General features: G+C 68.1%; 18 protein-coding genes. 15 read left to right on the top strand and 3 right to left on the bottom strand.

What is annotated here, in order from left to right; translation table 11 throughout:
- Positions 1-17 precede the first annotated feature (17 nt).
- Positions 18-239: a hypothetical protein gene (locus ACJH71_RS17050; protein ID WP_406759172.1), complete on the top strand. Its 222-nt coding sequence runs from the start codon at positions 18-20 to the stop codon at positions 237-239.
- Positions 240-252: 13 nt separating this feature from the next.
- On the opposite strand, the gene ACJH71_RS17045 is transcribed toward ACJH71_RS17050, so the two are convergent.
- Positions 253-1,755, bottom strand: coding sequence for a DUF222 domain-containing protein (locus ACJH71_RS17045; protein WP_406759171.1), 1,503 nt, complete (start codon positions 1,753-1,755; stop codon positions 253-255).
- A 58-nt stretch (positions 1,756-1,813) separates the two neighbouring features.
- Here ACJH71_RS17045 and ACJH71_RS17040 point away from each other — a divergent pair, with 58 nt between their 5' ends.
- Genes ACJH71_RS17040 through ACJH71_RS16995 form a run of 10 tightly spaced genes read left to right on the top strand, consistent with a single transcriptional unit; the run spans position 1,814 to position 11,511 of the window.
- Complete coding sequence (locus tag ACJH71_RS17040; RefSeq protein ID WP_406759170.1) at positions 1,814-2,242, top strand: VOC family protein; 429 nt, start codon at positions 1,814-1,816, stop codon at positions 2,240-2,242.
- A 46-nt stretch (positions 2,243-2,288) separates the two neighbouring features.
- Positions 2,289-2,738: a hypothetical protein gene (locus ACJH71_RS17035; protein ID WP_406759169.1), complete on the top strand. Its 450-nt coding sequence runs from the start codon at positions 2,289-2,291 to the stop codon at positions 2,736-2,738.
- Positions 2,739-2,748: 10 nt separating this feature from the next.
- Positions 2,749-4,281, top strand: a complete 1,533-nt coding sequence (locus ACJH71_RS17030) for a class I adenylate-forming enzyme family protein (RefSeq protein ID WP_406759168.1) — start codon at positions 2,749-2,751, stop codon at positions 4,279-4,281.
- A gap of 37 nt (positions 4,282-4,318) precedes the next feature.
- The gene (locus tag ACJH71_RS17025; protein ID WP_406759167.1) at positions 4,319-5,566 is read left to right on the top strand and encodes a DNA recombination protein RmuC; all 1,248 of its coding nucleotides are present in this window, start codon (positions 4,319-4,321) and stop codon (positions 5,564-5,566) included.
- A 9-nt stretch (positions 5,567-5,575) separates the two neighbouring features.
- Positions 5,576-6,232 (top strand): TetR/AcrR family transcriptional regulator, encoded by a 657-nt coding sequence (locus ACJH71_RS17020; RefSeq protein ID WP_406759166.1) that lies wholly within the window; start codon positions 5,576-5,578, stop codon positions 6,230-6,232.
- Between the two features lie 56 nt (positions 6,233-6,288).
- Positions 6,289-7,110, top strand: coding sequence for an SDR family oxidoreductase (locus tag ACJH71_RS17015; RefSeq protein ID WP_406759165.1), 822 nt, complete (start codon positions 6,289-6,291; stop codon positions 7,108-7,110).
- 13 nt (positions 7,111-7,123) lie between these two features.
- A complete protein-coding gene (locus ACJH71_RS17010) occupies positions 7,124-8,344 on the top strand; it encodes an acyl-CoA dehydrogenase family protein (protein WP_406759164.1) in 1,221 nt (406 codons plus the stop codon).
- On the top strand, positions 8,341-9,117 hold the full coding sequence (locus tag ACJH71_RS17005; RefSeq protein ID WP_406759163.1) for an SDR family oxidoreductase: 777 nt from the start codon (positions 8,341-8,343) through the stop codon (positions 9,115-9,117). Before ACJH71_RS17010 ends, ACJH71_RS17005 begins: the two co-directional genes overlap by 4 nt.
- Complete coding sequence (locus tag ACJH71_RS17000; protein WP_406759162.1) at positions 9,062-10,144, top strand: phosphotransferase family protein; 1,083 nt, start codon at positions 9,062-9,064, stop codon at positions 10,142-10,144. The genes ACJH71_RS17005 and ACJH71_RS17000 overlap by 56 nt, the downstream gene beginning before the upstream one ends.
- A complete protein-coding gene (locus ACJH71_RS16995; protein ID WP_406759161.1) occupies positions 10,141-11,511 on the top strand; it encodes an MFS transporter in 1,371 nt (456 codons plus the stop codon). Before ACJH71_RS17000 ends, ACJH71_RS16995 begins: the two co-directional genes overlap by 4 nt.
- Positions 11,512-11,579: 68 nt before the next feature.
- Here the strand turns inward: ACJH71_RS16995 and ACJH71_RS16990 are convergent, their stop codons facing one another.
- A complete protein-coding gene (locus tag ACJH71_RS16990) occupies positions 11,580-12,320 on the bottom strand; it encodes a dienelactone hydrolase family protein (protein ID WP_406759160.1) in 741 nt (246 codons plus the stop codon).
- 42 nt (positions 12,321-12,362) lie between these two features.
- On the opposite strand from ACJH71_RS16990, the gene ACJH71_RS16985 reads away from it, so the two are divergent.
- Genes ACJH71_RS16985 through ACJH71_RS16975 form a run of 3 tightly spaced genes read left to right on the top strand, consistent with a single transcriptional unit; the run spans position 12,363 to position 14,868 of the window.
- Positions 12,363-13,163, top strand: coding sequence for a thymidylate synthase (locus ACJH71_RS16985; protein ID WP_406759159.1), 801 nt, complete (start codon positions 12,363-12,365; stop codon positions 13,161-13,163).
- Complete coding sequence (locus ACJH71_RS16980) at positions 13,160-13,654, top strand: dihydrofolate reductase (protein ID WP_406759158.1); 495 nt, start codon at positions 13,160-13,162, stop codon at positions 13,652-13,654. The genes ACJH71_RS16985 and ACJH71_RS16980 overlap by 4 nt, the downstream gene beginning before the upstream one ends.
- A complete protein-coding gene (locus ACJH71_RS16975) occupies positions 13,642-14,868 on the top strand; it encodes a winged helix-turn-helix domain-containing protein (protein ID WP_406759157.1) in 1,227 nt (408 codons plus the stop codon). The genes ACJH71_RS16980 and ACJH71_RS16975 overlap by 13 nt, the downstream gene beginning before the upstream one ends.
- 4 nt (positions 14,869-14,872) lie before the next feature.
- Here ACJH71_RS16975 and ACJH71_RS16970 read toward each other — a convergent pair whose 3' ends face one another.
- Positions 14,873-15,598 (bottom strand): DoxX family protein, encoded by a 726-nt coding sequence (locus ACJH71_RS16970; protein WP_406759156.1) that lies wholly within the window; start codon positions 15,596-15,598, stop codon positions 14,873-14,875.
- Between the two features lie 229 nt (positions 15,599-15,827).
- On the opposite strand from ACJH71_RS16970, the gene ACJH71_RS16965 reads away from it, so the two are divergent.
- The gene (locus ACJH71_RS16965) at positions 15,828-16,526 is read left to right on the top strand and encodes a sensor domain-containing protein (RefSeq protein WP_406759155.1); all 699 of its coding nucleotides are present in this window, start codon (positions 15,828-15,830) and stop codon (positions 16,524-16,526) included.
- The last annotated feature ends 1 nt before the right edge of the window (position 16,527 follow it).

Below are 16,527 nucleotides of genomic sequence, written 5' to 3'. Positions count from 1 at the left end.
CGATAGGCTGCGATGCCGTGACCCATGCAAACAACACTGCGACCACGACGGAGTCCACCACGGACCTGCTTGCGCGCACGCTGGAGTCCGTGCGCGTCGCCCACGAGAACATCGCGGAGCTGGCCCAGCATCAGAACGGCATGTATGCCGTGGCCCAGACCGCCAAGGGCACCGCGCTGATCCACGACTTGCGTAAGCAACTCGACCAGCTCAACAAGATCCTGCCCTTCAAGAGCTAGTTGCCCGCCCTGGTCAGGGTGGCGCCTTGTTGAGAGCACGTTCGCTGTTGATGCGGTGGGCGCGGTCTTGGCTGCGGGTGCGCTTGCGGGTAGGCATCATCAGGCCGCGGTTGGCGGTCGATGTCGGTGGTGACGGTGGTGCCGCTGGTGCGGCGGTGGCTACGCACAGGGCGGGGAATAGCAGCATGCTGCCGGGCTGCGTGGTGTAGGTGTGGCCGGTGGGGCTGGTCCATTCGATGGTGCCGTTGGGGTGCTGACGGTCGCTCCAGCCCCCGGGGCCGGTCCAGAAGGTCTTGAGTAAGTGGTGTTTTCGGCATAGGCAGCGCAGGTTGGCTGGGTGGGTGGTTCCATGCGGGTGGGCCACGGCGTGGTCGATGTCGCAGTAGGTGGCGGGCTGGTCGCAGCCGGGGAATCGGCAGGTGAGGTCGCGGGCCCGGACGAAGGCGGCCAACGCTGTCGAGGGCCGGTAGTGCGGTTCGGCCGGCAGGTCGGCCGGGTGCCGCAGGGGTTTGACGGTGGCGCCGTTGTTGACGAGCTGGGCCAGCAGCGGTGCGGGTATGGTGCCGCCGCCGATGATGTGCCCGGACGGTGCCGGACGCGTCTGGGACGCCGGCGTGGTTGCCGCACCGGCTGGCTCGGAGTTTTGGTCGGGGGCGCCGGCGCCGAACCTGGGGTCGGCCGGGTTGTTCAGTGCGGTTTGGTCGGCGAGGACGTAGACGGTGACGTTGGCGGCCCGGCCGCCGGTGCCGGCGGCCGGGCAGTCGCTGTTGCCGCAGGCGCAGGCCAGGCCGTCCGCTCCGGCGGCCAGGGCGCCGAGGGCATCGGCGCGACGTTGGGCCAGGGTGCGGGGATCGTCGTCGCAGACGGTGTGGGCAAGTTGGGTTAGGCGCCGTTCGAGTGCGGTGGCATCGGTGGCAAACAGCCGGCCCCACAGGCCGGTGGTGCCGTTTTCGCTGTTGCGGGTGTCGACGACAATTTCGCGGCCGCGGGCGTCGCGCTCCTGGCGCCGGACGGCGTCGGGGTCATGCCGGTCGATCAGGGCGTCGATGGCCGCAGCGGTCTTGGCCGCCGAGAGGGGCCCCAGGCCGGTGGCGATCGCGGCGAGTTCGGTGTCGACGGCGTTCAGTAGGTAGGGGTTGGTGATCAGCGTGGTGCGCCAGACGATCGTGGCGACCAGCCGGCTGTTGATCGCCCCGTCGAGAAACAGTGCGGCCACCTTCGGTAGCCGTTCACGCAGCGCCGTGGCCAGATACATCTGCGAGGACGCCATCCCGTGGCTGATCTGCTCGGCAGCGCCGACCTCGGAGGCCGCGGCATCCCAGTAGTCACAGGACCAGCGTGACCGGTTCACCGCGTCCGTTCCGCGGGTGCGCCGTGCCACCAGTTCGCCGATGGCGGCCAGGCGGCGCGCAGCGGAGGCGGCCTCCAATCGGGCCCACCCCGAGATCGCCGCTACCAGGGCCTTGTCGTCGACGTCGGCCAACGACTCCGGCTCCAGCCCGTCCGTCTCGAACATACGTGCGATTTTATCGAGGGGGTCTGACACGATGCTCCGCCGTTCTAGGCTCGGCCGCATGGAGCAACAGGTGCACTTCGTCACCGTCGCGGCAACCGATCTGGACGCGACCAGGAACTTTTACGGTGCGCTGGGCTGGCAGCCCCTACTGGACGTCGAGGGCGAGATCGTCTTCTACCGGGCGGCGCCGGGTCAGGTGCTGGGTTTTTTCGACGCCGACAAGTTCAACCAGGACCTGGCGCTGCCCGGCGATCATTCCCGGGTCTCCGGAGTCACCGTGGCGCACAACGTCGGCAGTCCCGCCGCCGTCATCGCGCTGGCCGACGCCATGGCCGTCGCGGGCGGCACGGTGCTCAAACCGCCGCAACCGGGCCAATTCGGCGGCGTATTCCACGCCCACATCCAAGACCCCAACGGGCTGATCTGGGAGATCGCCCACAACCCGGGCTGGCGGATCGCGCCCGATGGCACGGTAATTCTGGGCTGACGTCGTAGGGTGGCCGGGACGTAACGGGAAAGGAACACCCACCACGATGCCCTCTATGTTGAGCATGGCTTTGGGTGCGGCACCGGTCTTCGGTGGAGCCCTGTTCGCCGCGGCCGCCGGGCAGCTCAAAGGCCCGGACGTCCGCGCCCTGATCAAACAGGACCTCGATCTGCTCGACCGGCTTCCCGCGGAGCAGTCGCAACGGCGCGCGGATTTGCAGCGCACCATCGACGAGCGCATCGACGACTTGGTCGCCGCCTCCGACCGAACCAGGGCGCTGCGGGCCGCGGCGCTCTCCTATCAGGGCAACTGGCGCGACGTGGTCTTCTTCGTGTCCTCGGTGCTGTTCACCTACGTCTGGTGGCATATCAACCACGACCGCGGCAATTGGCTGCCGATGTTCATCGTGCTGATCCTGGCGTGCATGGTGTCCGCGGCCTATGCACTGCGCGGGACGTTGCGGGTGGTGACGCACAACTGGCGACGCCGGCGATGACAGGCTGCTCATGACACACGTCGTCGCAATCGCCCGGCACCACAACCCTTTTCCGGCGACCGGGGTGATCCGCGACCGTGGCGGCGTCGCCCATTACGAACGGCTGCCGGCGACGCTGCTCGATGTGCTGGCCGAGCAGGCCGAGCAGCGCCCCGACGGTGAGGCCGTGGTCGAACTCGGGGGCGACCGGCTGACCTACCGGCAGTTGTGGCAGCGGGCTTCGCGGGTGGCCGGCGGGCTGCGGGCCGACGGTCTGGCGCGCGGTGATCGGGTCGCGTTGCGCTACCCGGCGGGACTGGACTGGGTGCTGGCGTTCTGGGGAACGTTGATGGCCGGTGGAATACCGGTGGCCGTCAATACCCGTTCGGCCGCACCGGAAGTCGACTTCGTGCTCACCGATGCCGGGGTTCGGGTGGACCTGGCGCCCGGGGTCGCACTGCCCGACGGCCAACCGTATGTGGTGGACGGCCTCGAAGCCGGCGACACCGCGGCACTGTTCTACACCTCCGGCACCACCGGCAGCCCCAAGGGAGTGCCCACCACCCACGAGGCGTTTGTGACCAACGCCGAGAACATGATGCGAACCTTGGGCCGGACCCGGGCCTTGGGCGAGGAGTACCGCACGCTGATCTCGGTCCCGCTGTTCCATGTGACGGGCTGTAACTCCCAACTGCTGGTCGCCGCCTACACCGGCGGCACGGCGGTCATCATGGGATCCCTGATTCTTCCCGAGTTGATCGCAACACTTCCAGCGCAACGGATCTCATCGATGGTGACGGTGCCGGCGATCTACGCGCTGCTGCTGCGGCATCCCGACTTCGCCAAGGTCGACGTGAGCGGGGTGCGGTGGGTCGGCTACGGCGGGGCGCCGACGGCGCCCGCGCTGGTGCGCTCGCTGCGCGAAGCATTCGGCGGGGCAACGGTGTTCAACGGCTATGGCATGACCGAGACCGCCTCGCTCATGACCGTGCTGCCGGACTCCGACGCGGTTGCGCACGCGGACTCGGTCGGCTACGCCGTGCCGTCAGGAGACATCGGCGTCGTCCCGCTCGGCGACGATCCGGGCACCGGTGAACTGGTGGTGCGCGGGGCGAATGTGATGCGGGGCTACTGGAACCGGCCCGAGGCGACCGCCGCGACGATCATCGACGGCTGGCTGCACACCGGCGATGTGGTGCGCGTCGATGATGCCGGACGGGTGCACATCATCGACCGGCTCAAAGACATCATCAACCGTGGCGGCGAGAACGTCTCCAGCGTCGAGGTGGAAGCCGCCCTGCTGTCGGCTCCCGGCGTCGCCGATGCGTGTGTGCTCGCGGTGCCCGACGAGGTGATGGGGGAGAAGGTCGGCGCGGTGCTGATCGGCGACCAGGGCGAGATCGATGTGGCGGCAGTACTGGAGTATTGCCGCGGCCAGTTGGCGGACTTCAAGGTGCCGCAGTACATCACCGTGGTGAGCGGGGCGCTGCCCCGCACGGCCAGCGGCAAGCTGCTCAAGGCGCAGCTGCGGGATCAGGTGCGTTGGGGCTCGCCGCTGCGGTAACTCCGGAGTTGTCGGTGGTGCGCGCTACCTTGCCGACATGGACACAGCACTGCTGATCCTCCTCACCTCACTGGCGTTGCTGGCGGTGATCCTCCAGGTGGTGGTGCTCATGCGCCCCGCCGGTGGGCCGCTCTCGCCTGAGCAGCTTGCCGCGTTGCGCGGCGACAGTGAGCGCGTGGAGCGGACCCTGCGCGAAGAGCAGCATGCCGGGCGGGCCGAACTCGCCCAGGCCTTTCACCAGTGGCAGCTGACCCTGCACCGCTTCGGATCGACCCTGCAGGGAACGCAGGACAAGCTGGGCGCCACGCTGGATCGGCAGCTGCGGAGCCTGCAGACCGAGAACACCTCGCAACTGGAGAAGATGCGCGCCACGGTGGACGAGAAGCTGCAGGCCACGCTGGAAACCCGGCTGGCGCAATCGTTCACGCAGATCTCCGAGCGATTGGAAGCGGTGCAGCGGGGGCTGGGGGAGATGCAGACGCTGGCCACCGGGGTGGGTGATCTGAAGCGGGTGCTGACCAACGTCAAGACTCGCGGCATCTTCGGCGAGACGCAGTTGGCGGCGCTGCTTGCCGAGACGCTGACACCCGAGCAATACGCCAGCAACGTCATCACCGTGCCGGGCTCGAACGCTCGGGTGGAATTCGCGATCCGCCTGCCGGGCCCCACCGGCGCCCGCGAGGTGTTGTTGCCGATCGACGCCAAATTTCCGCGTGAGGACTTCGAGCGCCTGCTCGATGCGCAGGAACACGCCGACGCCGCAGGGGAGGCCGCCGCGCGCCAGGCGCTGATTCGGCGGATTGAAGCCGAGGCCGGCGACATCTGTGACAAGTACCTCGATCCACCGCACACGACGGACTTCGGGATCCTGTTCCTGGCCACCGAGAGCCTGTATGCCGAGGTGCTGCGCCAGCCGGGTCTGTTCGAGCAGATTCAGGCCAAGTACAACGTCACCCTGGCCGGCCCGACCACGCTGGCCGCGCTGTTGAACAGCCTGCGCATGGGTTTTCGCACCCTGGCGATCGAGCAGCGCAGCAGTGAGGTCTGGCAGGTGCTGGGCGCGGTCAAGACCGAGTTCGGAAAGTTCGCGGCGGTGCTGGAGAAGACCCGCAAGCAACTCGACACCGCCCGCAACACCATCGACACCGCGGGGGTCCGTACCCGCGCGATCGAACGCAGGCTGCGCGGGGTGGAGTCGCTGCCCGAATCGGAGGCCGAAGCCATGTTGGGTGAACTCGGCATCGGTGCCGAAGAAGTCAGTGAAGTTGACATCGAATTCAGTTAGTCTGCCCGGATGGATGCCGTCCCGGCCGCCCAGGTCCGCCAGTTGCCGGCGACGGTACGCGGGGCGCGCACTCGGGCGGGACTGGTCGCCGCGGCCCGCAAGGTCTTCGAGCGTGACGGTTACCTCGACGCCAAGCTGACCGACATCACCAAGGCCGCCGGGTGTGCCACCGGGTCGTTCTACACCTACTTCGCGAACAAAGAGGAGATCTTCGCCGCGGTCCTCGAGCAGGCCCAGCAGGACATGATGCATCCCGGCATGGGCCGGGTCAGCGATTCCGACGACCCGTATGCCGTGCTGGAAGCGAGCAATCGCGCCTACTTGGAGGCGTATCGGCGCAACGCCCAGCTGATGGGCCTGCTCGAACAGGTGGCCCAGATCGATCCGAAGTTTCGTGCTTTCCGTGCCCGACGAGCCGACGCATTCGTCCAACGCAACGCCGCCGGCATCGCCGATCTGCAGGCGCGGGGCATTGCCGGCGCTGACGTCGATCCGCTCCTGGCATCGCGGGCGCTGTCGGGAATGGTCAGCAGGCTCGCGTACGGCACCTTCGTGGGTGAGGAGGCCGCGCACGGCTCGGGCGCCGACTTCGAGACCCTGGTCGCCACGGTGACCCGGCTGTGGGCCAACGCCCTGCAGTTCCGCACCGCCAACAATCGAACATGAAATCGGGTTCAACTAATGTCACAGCTGTTGCGCACTGAAGAACGGGGACGTTGCACATGAAGGTTGCCGAGCGGGTCGCGATCGTCACCGGCGGCGGTGGCGGCATCGGTGGAGCACTGGCCGCGGCGCTGGCCGGCGCCGGCGCCAAAGTGGTGGTGGCCGACCTCGACGCGGAGGCCGCGGCGGCGGTGGCCGAGGCGATCAACGCCGCGCATCCCGGCGCCGCGGTCGGTCGCGGCGGCGACGTTTCTGACACCGAGACCGTCCGGGAATTGATCGCGTTGGCGCAGGAGCGCTACGGCCCGGTCGATTTCTACTTCGCCAACGCGGGGATCACCGGTGCCCCCGGCCTGCCCGGCGAGGCCGACTGGGACCTGGCCATCGACGTCAATCTGCGCTCGCACATCCGCGCTGCCCAGCTGCTGATTCCCGACTGGGTGAGCCGCGGGGAGGGATATTTCGTCTCGACCGCGTCTGCTGCCGGACTGCTCACCCAACTCGGCGCCGCCACCTACTCGGTCACCAAGCACGCGGCCGTCGGGTTCGCCGAATGGCTCAACATCACCTACGGCGATCAGGGCGTGCGGGTCAGCTGCCTGTGCCCGATGGGCGTCAACACCAAGTTGCTCTATGCCGGTGAAGAATCCGGCGATCCGCTGGGCGATCTGGCCACCCGCGCGGTCACCACCGCCGGCGAAGTGCTGGAGCCCGCCGACGTCGCCGCCCAGGTGCTCGCCGCCATCGACGACGAGCGCTTCCTGATCCTGCCGCACCCGGCGGTGCTGGAGATGTTCCGGCACAAGGCGGGCGACTACGACCGCTGGCTGCGCGGCATGCGCCGCTACCAGCGCGGCCTGCTCGACTCAGAAGTGTCCTAGGTGAGGAGCCTGTATGTCCCTGTTTGAAATGTCCGAGCGCGCAACCAAATACCAGACCGATCTGCTGGCGTTCATGGACGACTGCGTCTACCCGGCCGAGGCGGTCTACGAGACGCAGATGGTCGAATCCGGCAACCCGCACTTTCAGCCCCCGATCCTGGAGGAGCTCAAGGCAGAGGCGCGTAAACGCGGCCTGTGGAACCTGTTTCATCCCCATCCGGAATGGGGGCCCGGCCTGACCAACCTCGAATACGCGCCGCTGGCCGAGATCATGGGCCGCGTTCCGCACCTGGCTCCGGAAGCGACCAACTGCAACGCCCCCGACACCGGCAACATGGAAGTGTTCACGCTGTTCGGCAGCGACGAACACAAGGAGAAATACCTCAGACCGTTGCTGGAGGGCACCATCCGGTCGGCCTTCGCGATGACTGAGCCGCAGGTGGCCAGCTCGGACGCCACCAACGTGCAGCTGTCGATGGTGCGCGACGGTGACGGCTATGTGCTGAACGGCCGGAAATGGTTCGCCTCCAACGCTTTGCACCAGAACTGCAAGGTGATGATCGTGATGGGCAAGACCGACCCGAACACCGCCACCCACCGTCAGCAGTCGATGATGGTGGTCCCCATCGACGCCCCGGGCGTCACCATCATGCGCGGGCTGCCGGTCTTCGGCTACCAGGACCGCGAGGGCCACGCCGAGATCGACTTCAAAGACGTACGAGTGCCCGCCAAGGACGTGCTCAAGGGCGAGGGTGAGGGGTTCGCGATCGCCCAGGCCCGGCTCGGTCCCGGTCGCATCCATCACTGCATGCGGGCCATCGGCATGGCCGAGCGGGCCCTGGAGCTGCTGTGCAAGCGCGCACAGTCCCGGGTCGCCTTCGGTCGGCCGGTCTCGGACAACGCCAACATCCGCGACTGGATCGCCGAGGCACGCATCGACATCGAGATGATCCGGCTGCTGACACTCAAGACCGCCTACCTGATGGACACCGTCGGCAACAAGGCGGCGCAGGTCGAGATCGCGGCGATCAAGGTGGCAGCGCCCAACATCGCGCTCAAGATTGTTGACCGGGCCATCCAGGTGCACGGCGCCGGTGGGGTCACCGAGGATTTCCCACTGGCGGGCTTCTGGGCCCACCTGCGCACCCTGCGGCTCGCCGACGGCCCCGACGAGGTACACATGCGCGCCATCGCGCGCCAGGAACTGCGCAAGTACCGCGAGGACGCCCGATGACGACACACGATTTCGCGGGGCGCACCGCGATCATCACCGGCGGGTCGCGGGGGATCGGGCTGGCGATCGGGCAGCGGCTGGCCGAAGCGGGCGCCAACGTGGTCCTGACCTCACGCGACCAGGAAAGTGCCGACGCGGCGGCGGCCCAGGTCAACGGCAACGCGCTGGGCGTGGCCGCCCACGTCGCCGACGACGCGGCCGCCCAGCGCTGCGTGGACGCCACCCTGGAACGGTTCGGCAGCATCGACATCCTGGTCAACAACGCCGGCACCAATCCGGCGTTCGGACCGCTGATCGACCAGGACCACGCCCGGTTCGCCAAGATCTTCGATGTCAACCTGTGGGGGCCGCTGCTGTGGACGTCCTGCGTGGTCAAAGCATGGATGGGCGATCACGGCGGCGTGGTGGTGAACACGGCTTCCATCGGCGGGATGAGTTACGCGCCGCTGATGGGCATGTACAACGCCACCAAGGCGGCGCTGATCCATGTCACCAAACAGCTTGCGCTGGAACTGTCCCCGGGGATCCGGGTCAACGCGATCTGCCCGGGCGTGGTGCGCACCAAGCTGGCCGAGGTGCTGTGGAAGGAACACGAGCAGGGGTTGTCGACCGGCATACCGCTGGGCCGGATCGGCGAGCCGGTCGACGTGGCCGACGCGGTGCTGTTCCTGGCATCCGATGCGGCGAGCTGGATCACCGGGCAGACCCTGGTGATGGATGGCGGCCAGATCCTCGGTGACGCAACCGGATTCCGGGGCGGTTTCGGTGGCTGACGAGCCGCTGGGCATCGACCCGGCGGCCGCGACCGCGTGGATCACCGAACTGGGCCTGCCCGTTGCCGGACCGCTGAGCTTCGAGCGGATCGGAATCGGCCAGTCGAACCTGACCTACCGGGTGTCCGACGACGCCGGTCACAGCTGGGTGCTGCGGCGGCCGCCGCTGGGAACGTTGCTGGCCTCGGCCCACGATGTGGCCCGGGAAGCGCGGATCCTCGCAGCGCTCGGCGACACCGACGTCCCCACACCGAAGGTGTACGGGCTGGCCCGCGATCCCGAAGGCACGCCGCTGCTACTGATGGAGTTCGTCGACGGCGTGGTGGCAGACCGGATGTCGGTGGCACAGGCGCTTTCTCCCCAGCGGCGCCGACAGATCGGGCTGTCGATGCCCAAGACGCTGGCCAAGATTCATGCCGTCGACATCACCGCGGTGGGCCTGGATGATCTGGCCAGCCACAAGCCATACGCCCAGCGTCAGCTCAAGCGGTGGACCGGGCAGTGGGAGAAGTCCAAGACACGCGAGCTGCCCGCACTCGATGACCTGACCCGGCGTCTGACCGATGCCGTGCCGCCGCAGCAGGAGCTCACGCTGGTGCACGGCGACTTCCACCTGCGCAACGTGATCACCTCACCCGAGAGCGGTGAGGTGATCGCAGTGCTGGACTGGGAACTGTCCACCCTCGGCGACCCGCTGGCCGACATGGGCAGCCTGCTGGCGTATTGGCCGCAGGTCGGCGAAGAGCACATCGCCGGAGAGTTCGTCATCAGCACCCTGGAGGGCTTTCCGGACCGGGCGGAGCTGGCCCGGGTCTACCTGGAAGAGACCGGGCGCGACGCGGCGTCGCTGCAGTACTGGCATGCGCTGGGCCTGTGGAAGGTCGCGATCATCGCCGAGGGCATCGTGCGGCGGGTGCTCGACAACCCGGCGAACAAGGCCGCCGCCGGCACTCCGATCACCGCGTGGATCGACGCCTTGGTGGACAAGGCGCGTGAGGTCGCCGACGAGGCGGGTATCGCCAGGTGAGCACGTCGTATCGCGCCGGCGCCGCCGCCGGCGGGGCCGACCTCGTCGGCGGTGTTCCGCGCCGGCGGATAGCGATGGCGGCGATGGTCGGCACCACGATCGAGTTCTACGACTTCTACGTCTATGCGGCCGCCGCGGTCACCGTCTTCCCGCACCTGTTCTTCCCGAAGGGCAATCCCACTGCGGCGCTGTTGGCCTCGCTGGCGACGTTCGGCTTGGCGTTCGTGGCCCGACCGGTGGGGTCGATCCTGTTCGGTCACTTCGGTGATCGGCTGGGCCGCAAATCCACCCTGGTCGCCTCCTTGCTGCTCATGGGTGTCGCCACGTTCCTGATCGGTGTGCTGCCCACCTACCACCACATCGGTCTGCTCGCCCCGGTGCTACTGGCCGCCCTGCGGTTCTGCCAGGGCTTGGCGCTCGGCGGCGAATGGAGCGGTGCTGCGCTGCTGGCCACCGAAACCGCCAAACCGGGCCGCCGGGCGACCGCGGGAATCTGGCCGCAACTGGGTGCGCCGATGGGCTATCTGCTGGCCACCACGATCTTCCTGGTGCTGTTCACCTGGTTGGGATCGGCCACCGCCGGCGCGGACGAAACCGGGCCATTTCTCACCTGGGGCTGGCGGATTCCGTTCCTGCTGAGCGCCGTCATGGTGGCCGTCGGGCTGTATGTCCGGCTGCGGCTCACCGAAACCCCGGTCTTCGCGCAGGCCAAGGCCACCGGTGCGCCGGTGAACGCGCCGATCGCCGCGCTCCTGCGGGGCAGCTGGCGCCGGCTGGTCATCGGCGCGCTGGTGATGGTGGTGCCCTACACGCTCTTCTACACCGTGACGACGTGGATCCTGAGCTACGGCACCGCCAAGCGTCCACCCGAGGGCATCGGGCTGGGCTACGGCTACGCCGAGTTCCTCGGGCTGCAACTGATCGCCGTGCTGTTCTTCGTGGCGGTGCTCCCGATCGTCGGCAGGCTGGCCGACCACTTCGGCCGGCGCCCGCTGCTGCTGTTCTTCACCGCCGGAATCATGGTGTACGGAACCACCTTCGGCGCGTTCCTCGCCCCGACCGCCTCCACCGGCGTGATGCTGGCGTTCCTGATCATCGGGATGACCTTGATGGGCTTGGCATTCGGTCCGATGAGTGCGGTCTTGCCCGAACTGTTCCCGACCAATGTCCGCTACACCGGTTCAGGTGTCGCCTACAACGCGGCGAGCATTCTGGGGGCGGCGGTGGCGCCGTTCATCACCACCTGGCTGGCCACCAGCCACGGTGTGGCCTGGGTGGGCGGCTACCTGTCGATCGCGGCCGCGTGCTCGTTCGTGGCCCTGCTGGCGATGCACGAGACCAAGGACGCCGAGCTCGTCGACGTCTAACCGTCGAGCCTCGCTAACCGCGGGCCTGGTTCGGCGGTCCAGCTTCGCCTCTCCTTCGTCGAGCCTCGCTAACCGCCGAGTGCGCCGCCGAACACGTCCCGCATCGCCGCCCAGTGCCGGGCCGCGGCGTCGGCGTCATAGGGCGCGTTGTCGGGCACCGCGAAGCCGTGCGCGGCCGGATAGAACTCGACGGTGTGCGTGACGCCCGCGGCGCTCAGCGCCTCGTCCAGGGCTGCGGCATGCGCCTTGGTGAACGAGGCGTCGTTCTCGGCACCTGCCACATAGACGGTGGCCGTCATCTGATCGGCCAACAGGTGGGGGCTGTCGGGAGCGTCGGTGACCAGACCGCCGCCGTGGAACGACGCCGCCGCTGCCACCCGGTCGGGCACGCGTCCGGCGACGATCACCGATGTGCGTCCGCCCATGCAGTAGCCGCACACCCCGAACTTCGCCCCGCGTACGTCGGGCCGGCCGGCCAGATAGTCGAAGAACGCCTGGGCGTCGGTGGTCATCCGGTCCGGGGTCACCTCGCCGATCATCGAAAACAGCCGACCGCGCTCCTTGGCGTCGGCGAACACCGTCGCCATGTCGAACGGCGCCCAACCGCGGTGCCGGTAGTACACATCGGGAAGCAGCACGGCGTAGCCATAGCTCGCCAACTCGGCGGCCATCTGGTCGAAGGTCGCCCGGACCCCGCCGGCGTCGGGGTACATGACCACGCCCGGCCAGGGCCCGGCGCCCTCCGGAGTGAACAGGCGAACGGCGCAGTCGCCGTCGGGCGTGGTGATGGTGTCGGTGATGGTGGGCATGGCCTCCGTTGTACTCCGCTGTCAACGTCGTAAGCTGGCGGCGTGCCGATCGCGACTCCGTACGAGGACCTGTTGCGGCTGGTTTTGGCCGAGGGAACCCCGAAGGCAGACCGCACCGGTACCGGAACCCGCAGCCTGTTCGGTCACCAGTTGCGCTATGACCTGGCCGCTGGATTCCCGCTGATCACCACCAAGAAGGTGCACCTCAAGTCGGTGATCTACGAGCTGCTGTGGTTTCTGCGCGGTGACTCCAACATCGCTTGGCTGAACGACCACGGCGTCACCATTTGGGATGAATGGGCTTCCGAGACAGGAGATCTCGGTCCGGTCTACGGTGTGCAGTGGCGCTCTTGGCCGACTCCGTCGGGTGAGCAGGTAGACCAGATCTCGGCTGCGCTGCACCTGCTGCGCACCGACCCGGATTCGCGCCGCATCATCGTTTCGGCATGGAACGTCGGCGAGATCGGCCAGATGGCGCTGGCCCCCTGTCACGCGCTGTTCCAGTTCTACGTTGCCGACGGCAAGCTGTCCTGCCAGCTCTATCAGCGCAGCGCGGACCTGTTCCTCGGTGTGCCGTTCAACATCGCCAGCTATGCGCTGCTGACCCACATGATGGCCGCGCAGGCCGGGCTCGGCGTCGGCGACTTCATCTGGACCGGCGGCGACTGCCACATCTACGACAATCATGTCGAGCAGGTCAGCGAACAACTGAGCCGCGATCCGCGTCCGTATCCGCAATTGGTTCTGGCGCCGCGTGACTCGATCTTCGACTACACCTACGCCGACATCGAGATCCGGGACTACGACCCGCACCCGGCGATCAAGGCGCCCGTGGCGGTATGACGATCAGTCTGATCTGGGCTCAATCGAAGTCCGGGGTGATCGGCCGTGCCGGCGGCATTCCCTGGCGGGTGCCCGAGGACCAGGCCCGCTACAAGCAGCTCACCGTGGGCCACACCGTGGTGATGGGGCGGCTGACCTGGGAGTCGCTGCCCGACAAAGTCCGGCCCTTGCCGGATCGGCACAATGTCGTGCTCACCCGAGACTCGGATTATGTCGCCGACGGCGCCACCGTCGTGCCGACCTTGGAGCAGGCCTTGGCGGGCGACGACATCTGGGTGGTCGGCGGCGCGGAGATCTACGCACTGGCGCTGCCGCTGGCCGGCCACTGTGAAGTCACCGAGATCGATATCGACCTGCCGGTGCAGGACGGTGACGCCGTGGCGCCGGTGCTTGACCAGTCCTGGCAGGCCAGCACGGGGGAGTGGCTGACCAGCCGAACCGGACTGCGCTACCGCTATCTGACCTACCACCGGACTTCGTGCCAGTCTTAGCTGCCGCGCAGGCGCGCCGGATCGCCGTTGCCGCACAGGGTTTCACGGAACCCAAACCCTCTGCCGCAGTCACCAGGGCCCACCTGAAGCGGCTGATCTCCCGCATTCAAGTACTGCAGCTCGACTCCGTCTCGGTGGCGGTACGCGCCCACTACGCGCCGGTGTTCAGCCGGCTCGGGCCCTACGACCGCACCGTGCTGGATCGAGCCGCGTGGAGCCACAGCGCCCGGTCGCCACGGCTGTTGGTCGAGTACTGGGCGCACGAGGCGGCGCTGATGGCCGTCGAGGACTGGCCGCTGCTGCGCTGGCGGATGCGGCAGTGGCCCCACGGCCGGTGGGGTTCGGCCATCGTGCGGGCCAATCCGCAGCTGGTCACCGGCGTCACCGCCGCGGTCGGCGAACTGGGTCCGGCGACCGCCGGCCAGATCGAAGAGCACCTGGCAGCCGCATCCGGGCGGGCAGGTAAGGGGCCGTGGTGGAATCGCAGTGACACCAAATGGGTGGCTGAGGCGCTGTTCGCCTCGGGCGTGCTGACCACCGCCACCCGGGCCGGGTTCGCCCGGCACTACGACCTGGTGGAGAACGTGCTGCCACCGCAGGTGCTGGCTGTCGAGGTCGATGACGAGGAGGCGATCCGCGAGCTGGTCCGCCGCGCCGCCGGCGCCCTGGGGGTGGCCACCGAGGCCGACCTGCGTGACTACTTCCGGCTCTCAGCGGCCCAGGTCAAACCGGCGATCGCGACGTTGGTGGCAGCCGGCGAGTTGGAACCGGTGGCCGTCGAAGGCTGGGACGCGGCGGCCTATCTGCGTGCCGGGCAGTCGATTCCGCGAACCGATCGGGGCACCGCGCTGCTCTGCCCGTTCGATCCACTGATCTTCTTTCGGCCGCGGGTGCAGCGTCTGTTCGACTTCTTTTACCGCATCGAGATCTATACCCCGGCGCCCAAACGCCAGTACGGCTACTACGTGTGGCCGTTCCTGCTGGACGGGGAGCTGGTCGGCCGGGTGGATCTCAAGGCCGATCGGCAACAGGGTGCGCTGCACGTAGTCGGGGCGTTCGCCGAAGCGGGGCAGTCACGCGCACGGGTGGCCAAGGCGCTCGTCGGTGAACTCACCTCGATGGCGTCCTGGCTCGGGCTCAGTCGGGTCAGTGTGGGGGAGCGCGGGGATCTGGCGGCCGAACTGCGCCGACGGGTGCTCGCCGGATCCGCGTAACGGTCTACCAGTGGTGTTGACGAATGCGGCGGCGGGCGTTGTCCGCAAGTGTGGTCGCGCCTTCGCGGGCCGCCTGCGCCAGCTCGGTTCCGCGGTCGGCGGCGATGTCCGCGAGTTGTGCTCCCCGTTCGCCGGCCGACTCCAGTAGCGGTCCGGCCCTTTCTCCCACCATCTCGACCAGTTCGCGGCCGTGTTCCACGCCGGCCTGCAGGCCCGCGCTCACCTTGTCGCCGACTGTCTCCAGCGCGGCATCACCGGATGTCGTGGGCAGGGCCGCGGCTGCACGGCGATAGGCGCGACGGGCCTGCCAGCCCAGCGAAGGCTTTCCCTCGGTGTCGGCGGCGGCGATCAACAATCCGCCGATCAGACTCACGTCGGTCAAGAACGCTTTGCGTTGTTCGGTCCTGCGTTGCGGGTCGGGCTCGGTCCAGAACATGTGCGCCCCGGCGCTACCGGGAATGACCGTGCACGCCAGCACCGCAGCCGCAACCCGGGGCAGTTTGCCACTTGCCAGCAAGACGCCACCGCCGATCTGCGCCAGCGCGTTGACTTTGGCGAACGACTCGACGTCGGACGGCACCTTCGCCGCTATCTCGTCGGGTAGCTGCTTGAGGCCGTCGAACGCCGGACGGGCCGCTTGCCCGGCCTGCTGCGGTCGGCGCAATGCATCCACGCCTTGACCGATAAACGTTGCCGCCAGCAGTGGACGGGCGATCTTCCGTAGCAACACTGGGTCCCCTATCGCCGGTGGGATTGCCGGCCGGCACGATCGCATGCCTGATCCGCAGCTCCCTTGGTGCGGGACTACCCATCGAGGCTTACAACGTAAACGTCGATTGCCGGGGTATCGATCGGCACCGGCGAAGCTGCCCGGACGGCGCTAGGGTGGCGAACGGGAGCTGATCGGCGACGCTGATGACTGGCGCGCCGATCCGGGTCGGGGATGTCGGGGTGATGGTATGCGGGTTTCTTCTGCATGGGTGCTTGTCGTCGCGGGGGCCGCGCTGGCCTCCGGATGCGGAACTCACGGCCTCAAGGTCCTGCCGAGCACCCCATCGGCGGTGCCCACCACCACCATCATGGCTGCGCCGGTCGCCGAGGAGGCCCTGCGCGCCCTGTTGCTCACCCCCGAGCAGGTCAACCCGATCATGGAGGCGACCGATATGGCCGTCACCCGTACCCATACCGCCCTGTCGGACGACAGCGCCACCATGCAACCTCAGGAGTGCCTGGCCATCGACGGTGCGGCCCAGGCGCCGGTATACGCCGACAGTGGCTACACCGGGGTGCGGGAGCAGGCGCTCAGTGAGGGTAACGATTTCGAGCACTTCGCCGAACAGGCCGTCATCGCGTTCCCGTCGGCCAAGCGGGCCGCCGCCTTTGTCGCCAATGCGGCCCGACAATGGCCGGCCTGCCACGAGTACAGCCATCTGCAGAGCGGCACGACGTGGACCGCGGGACCGATCGTCAACGCCGACGGCATGCTGAGCACCGTCGCGACCCAAGACAATGCGGGCAACGACGTGAGTTGGGCCTGCGGGCGGGCGTTGACCGTGGCCAACAACGTGGTGATCGACGTCAACACCTGCAGCGCGGACCCCAGGGACACCGCGGTGGTCATCGCCGGGCAGATCGCTGCGAAAGTGCCGAACAGCTGAG

It is taken from the genome of Mycobacterium sp. SMC-15 (assembly GCF_045310925.1).
GTDB lineage: Bacteria > Actinomycetota > Actinomycetes > Mycobacteriales > Mycobacteriaceae > Mycobacterium.
The sequence above is the reverse complement of the archived record's forward strand: the minus strand, read 5'-3'. Positions and strand labels throughout refer to the sequence as shown.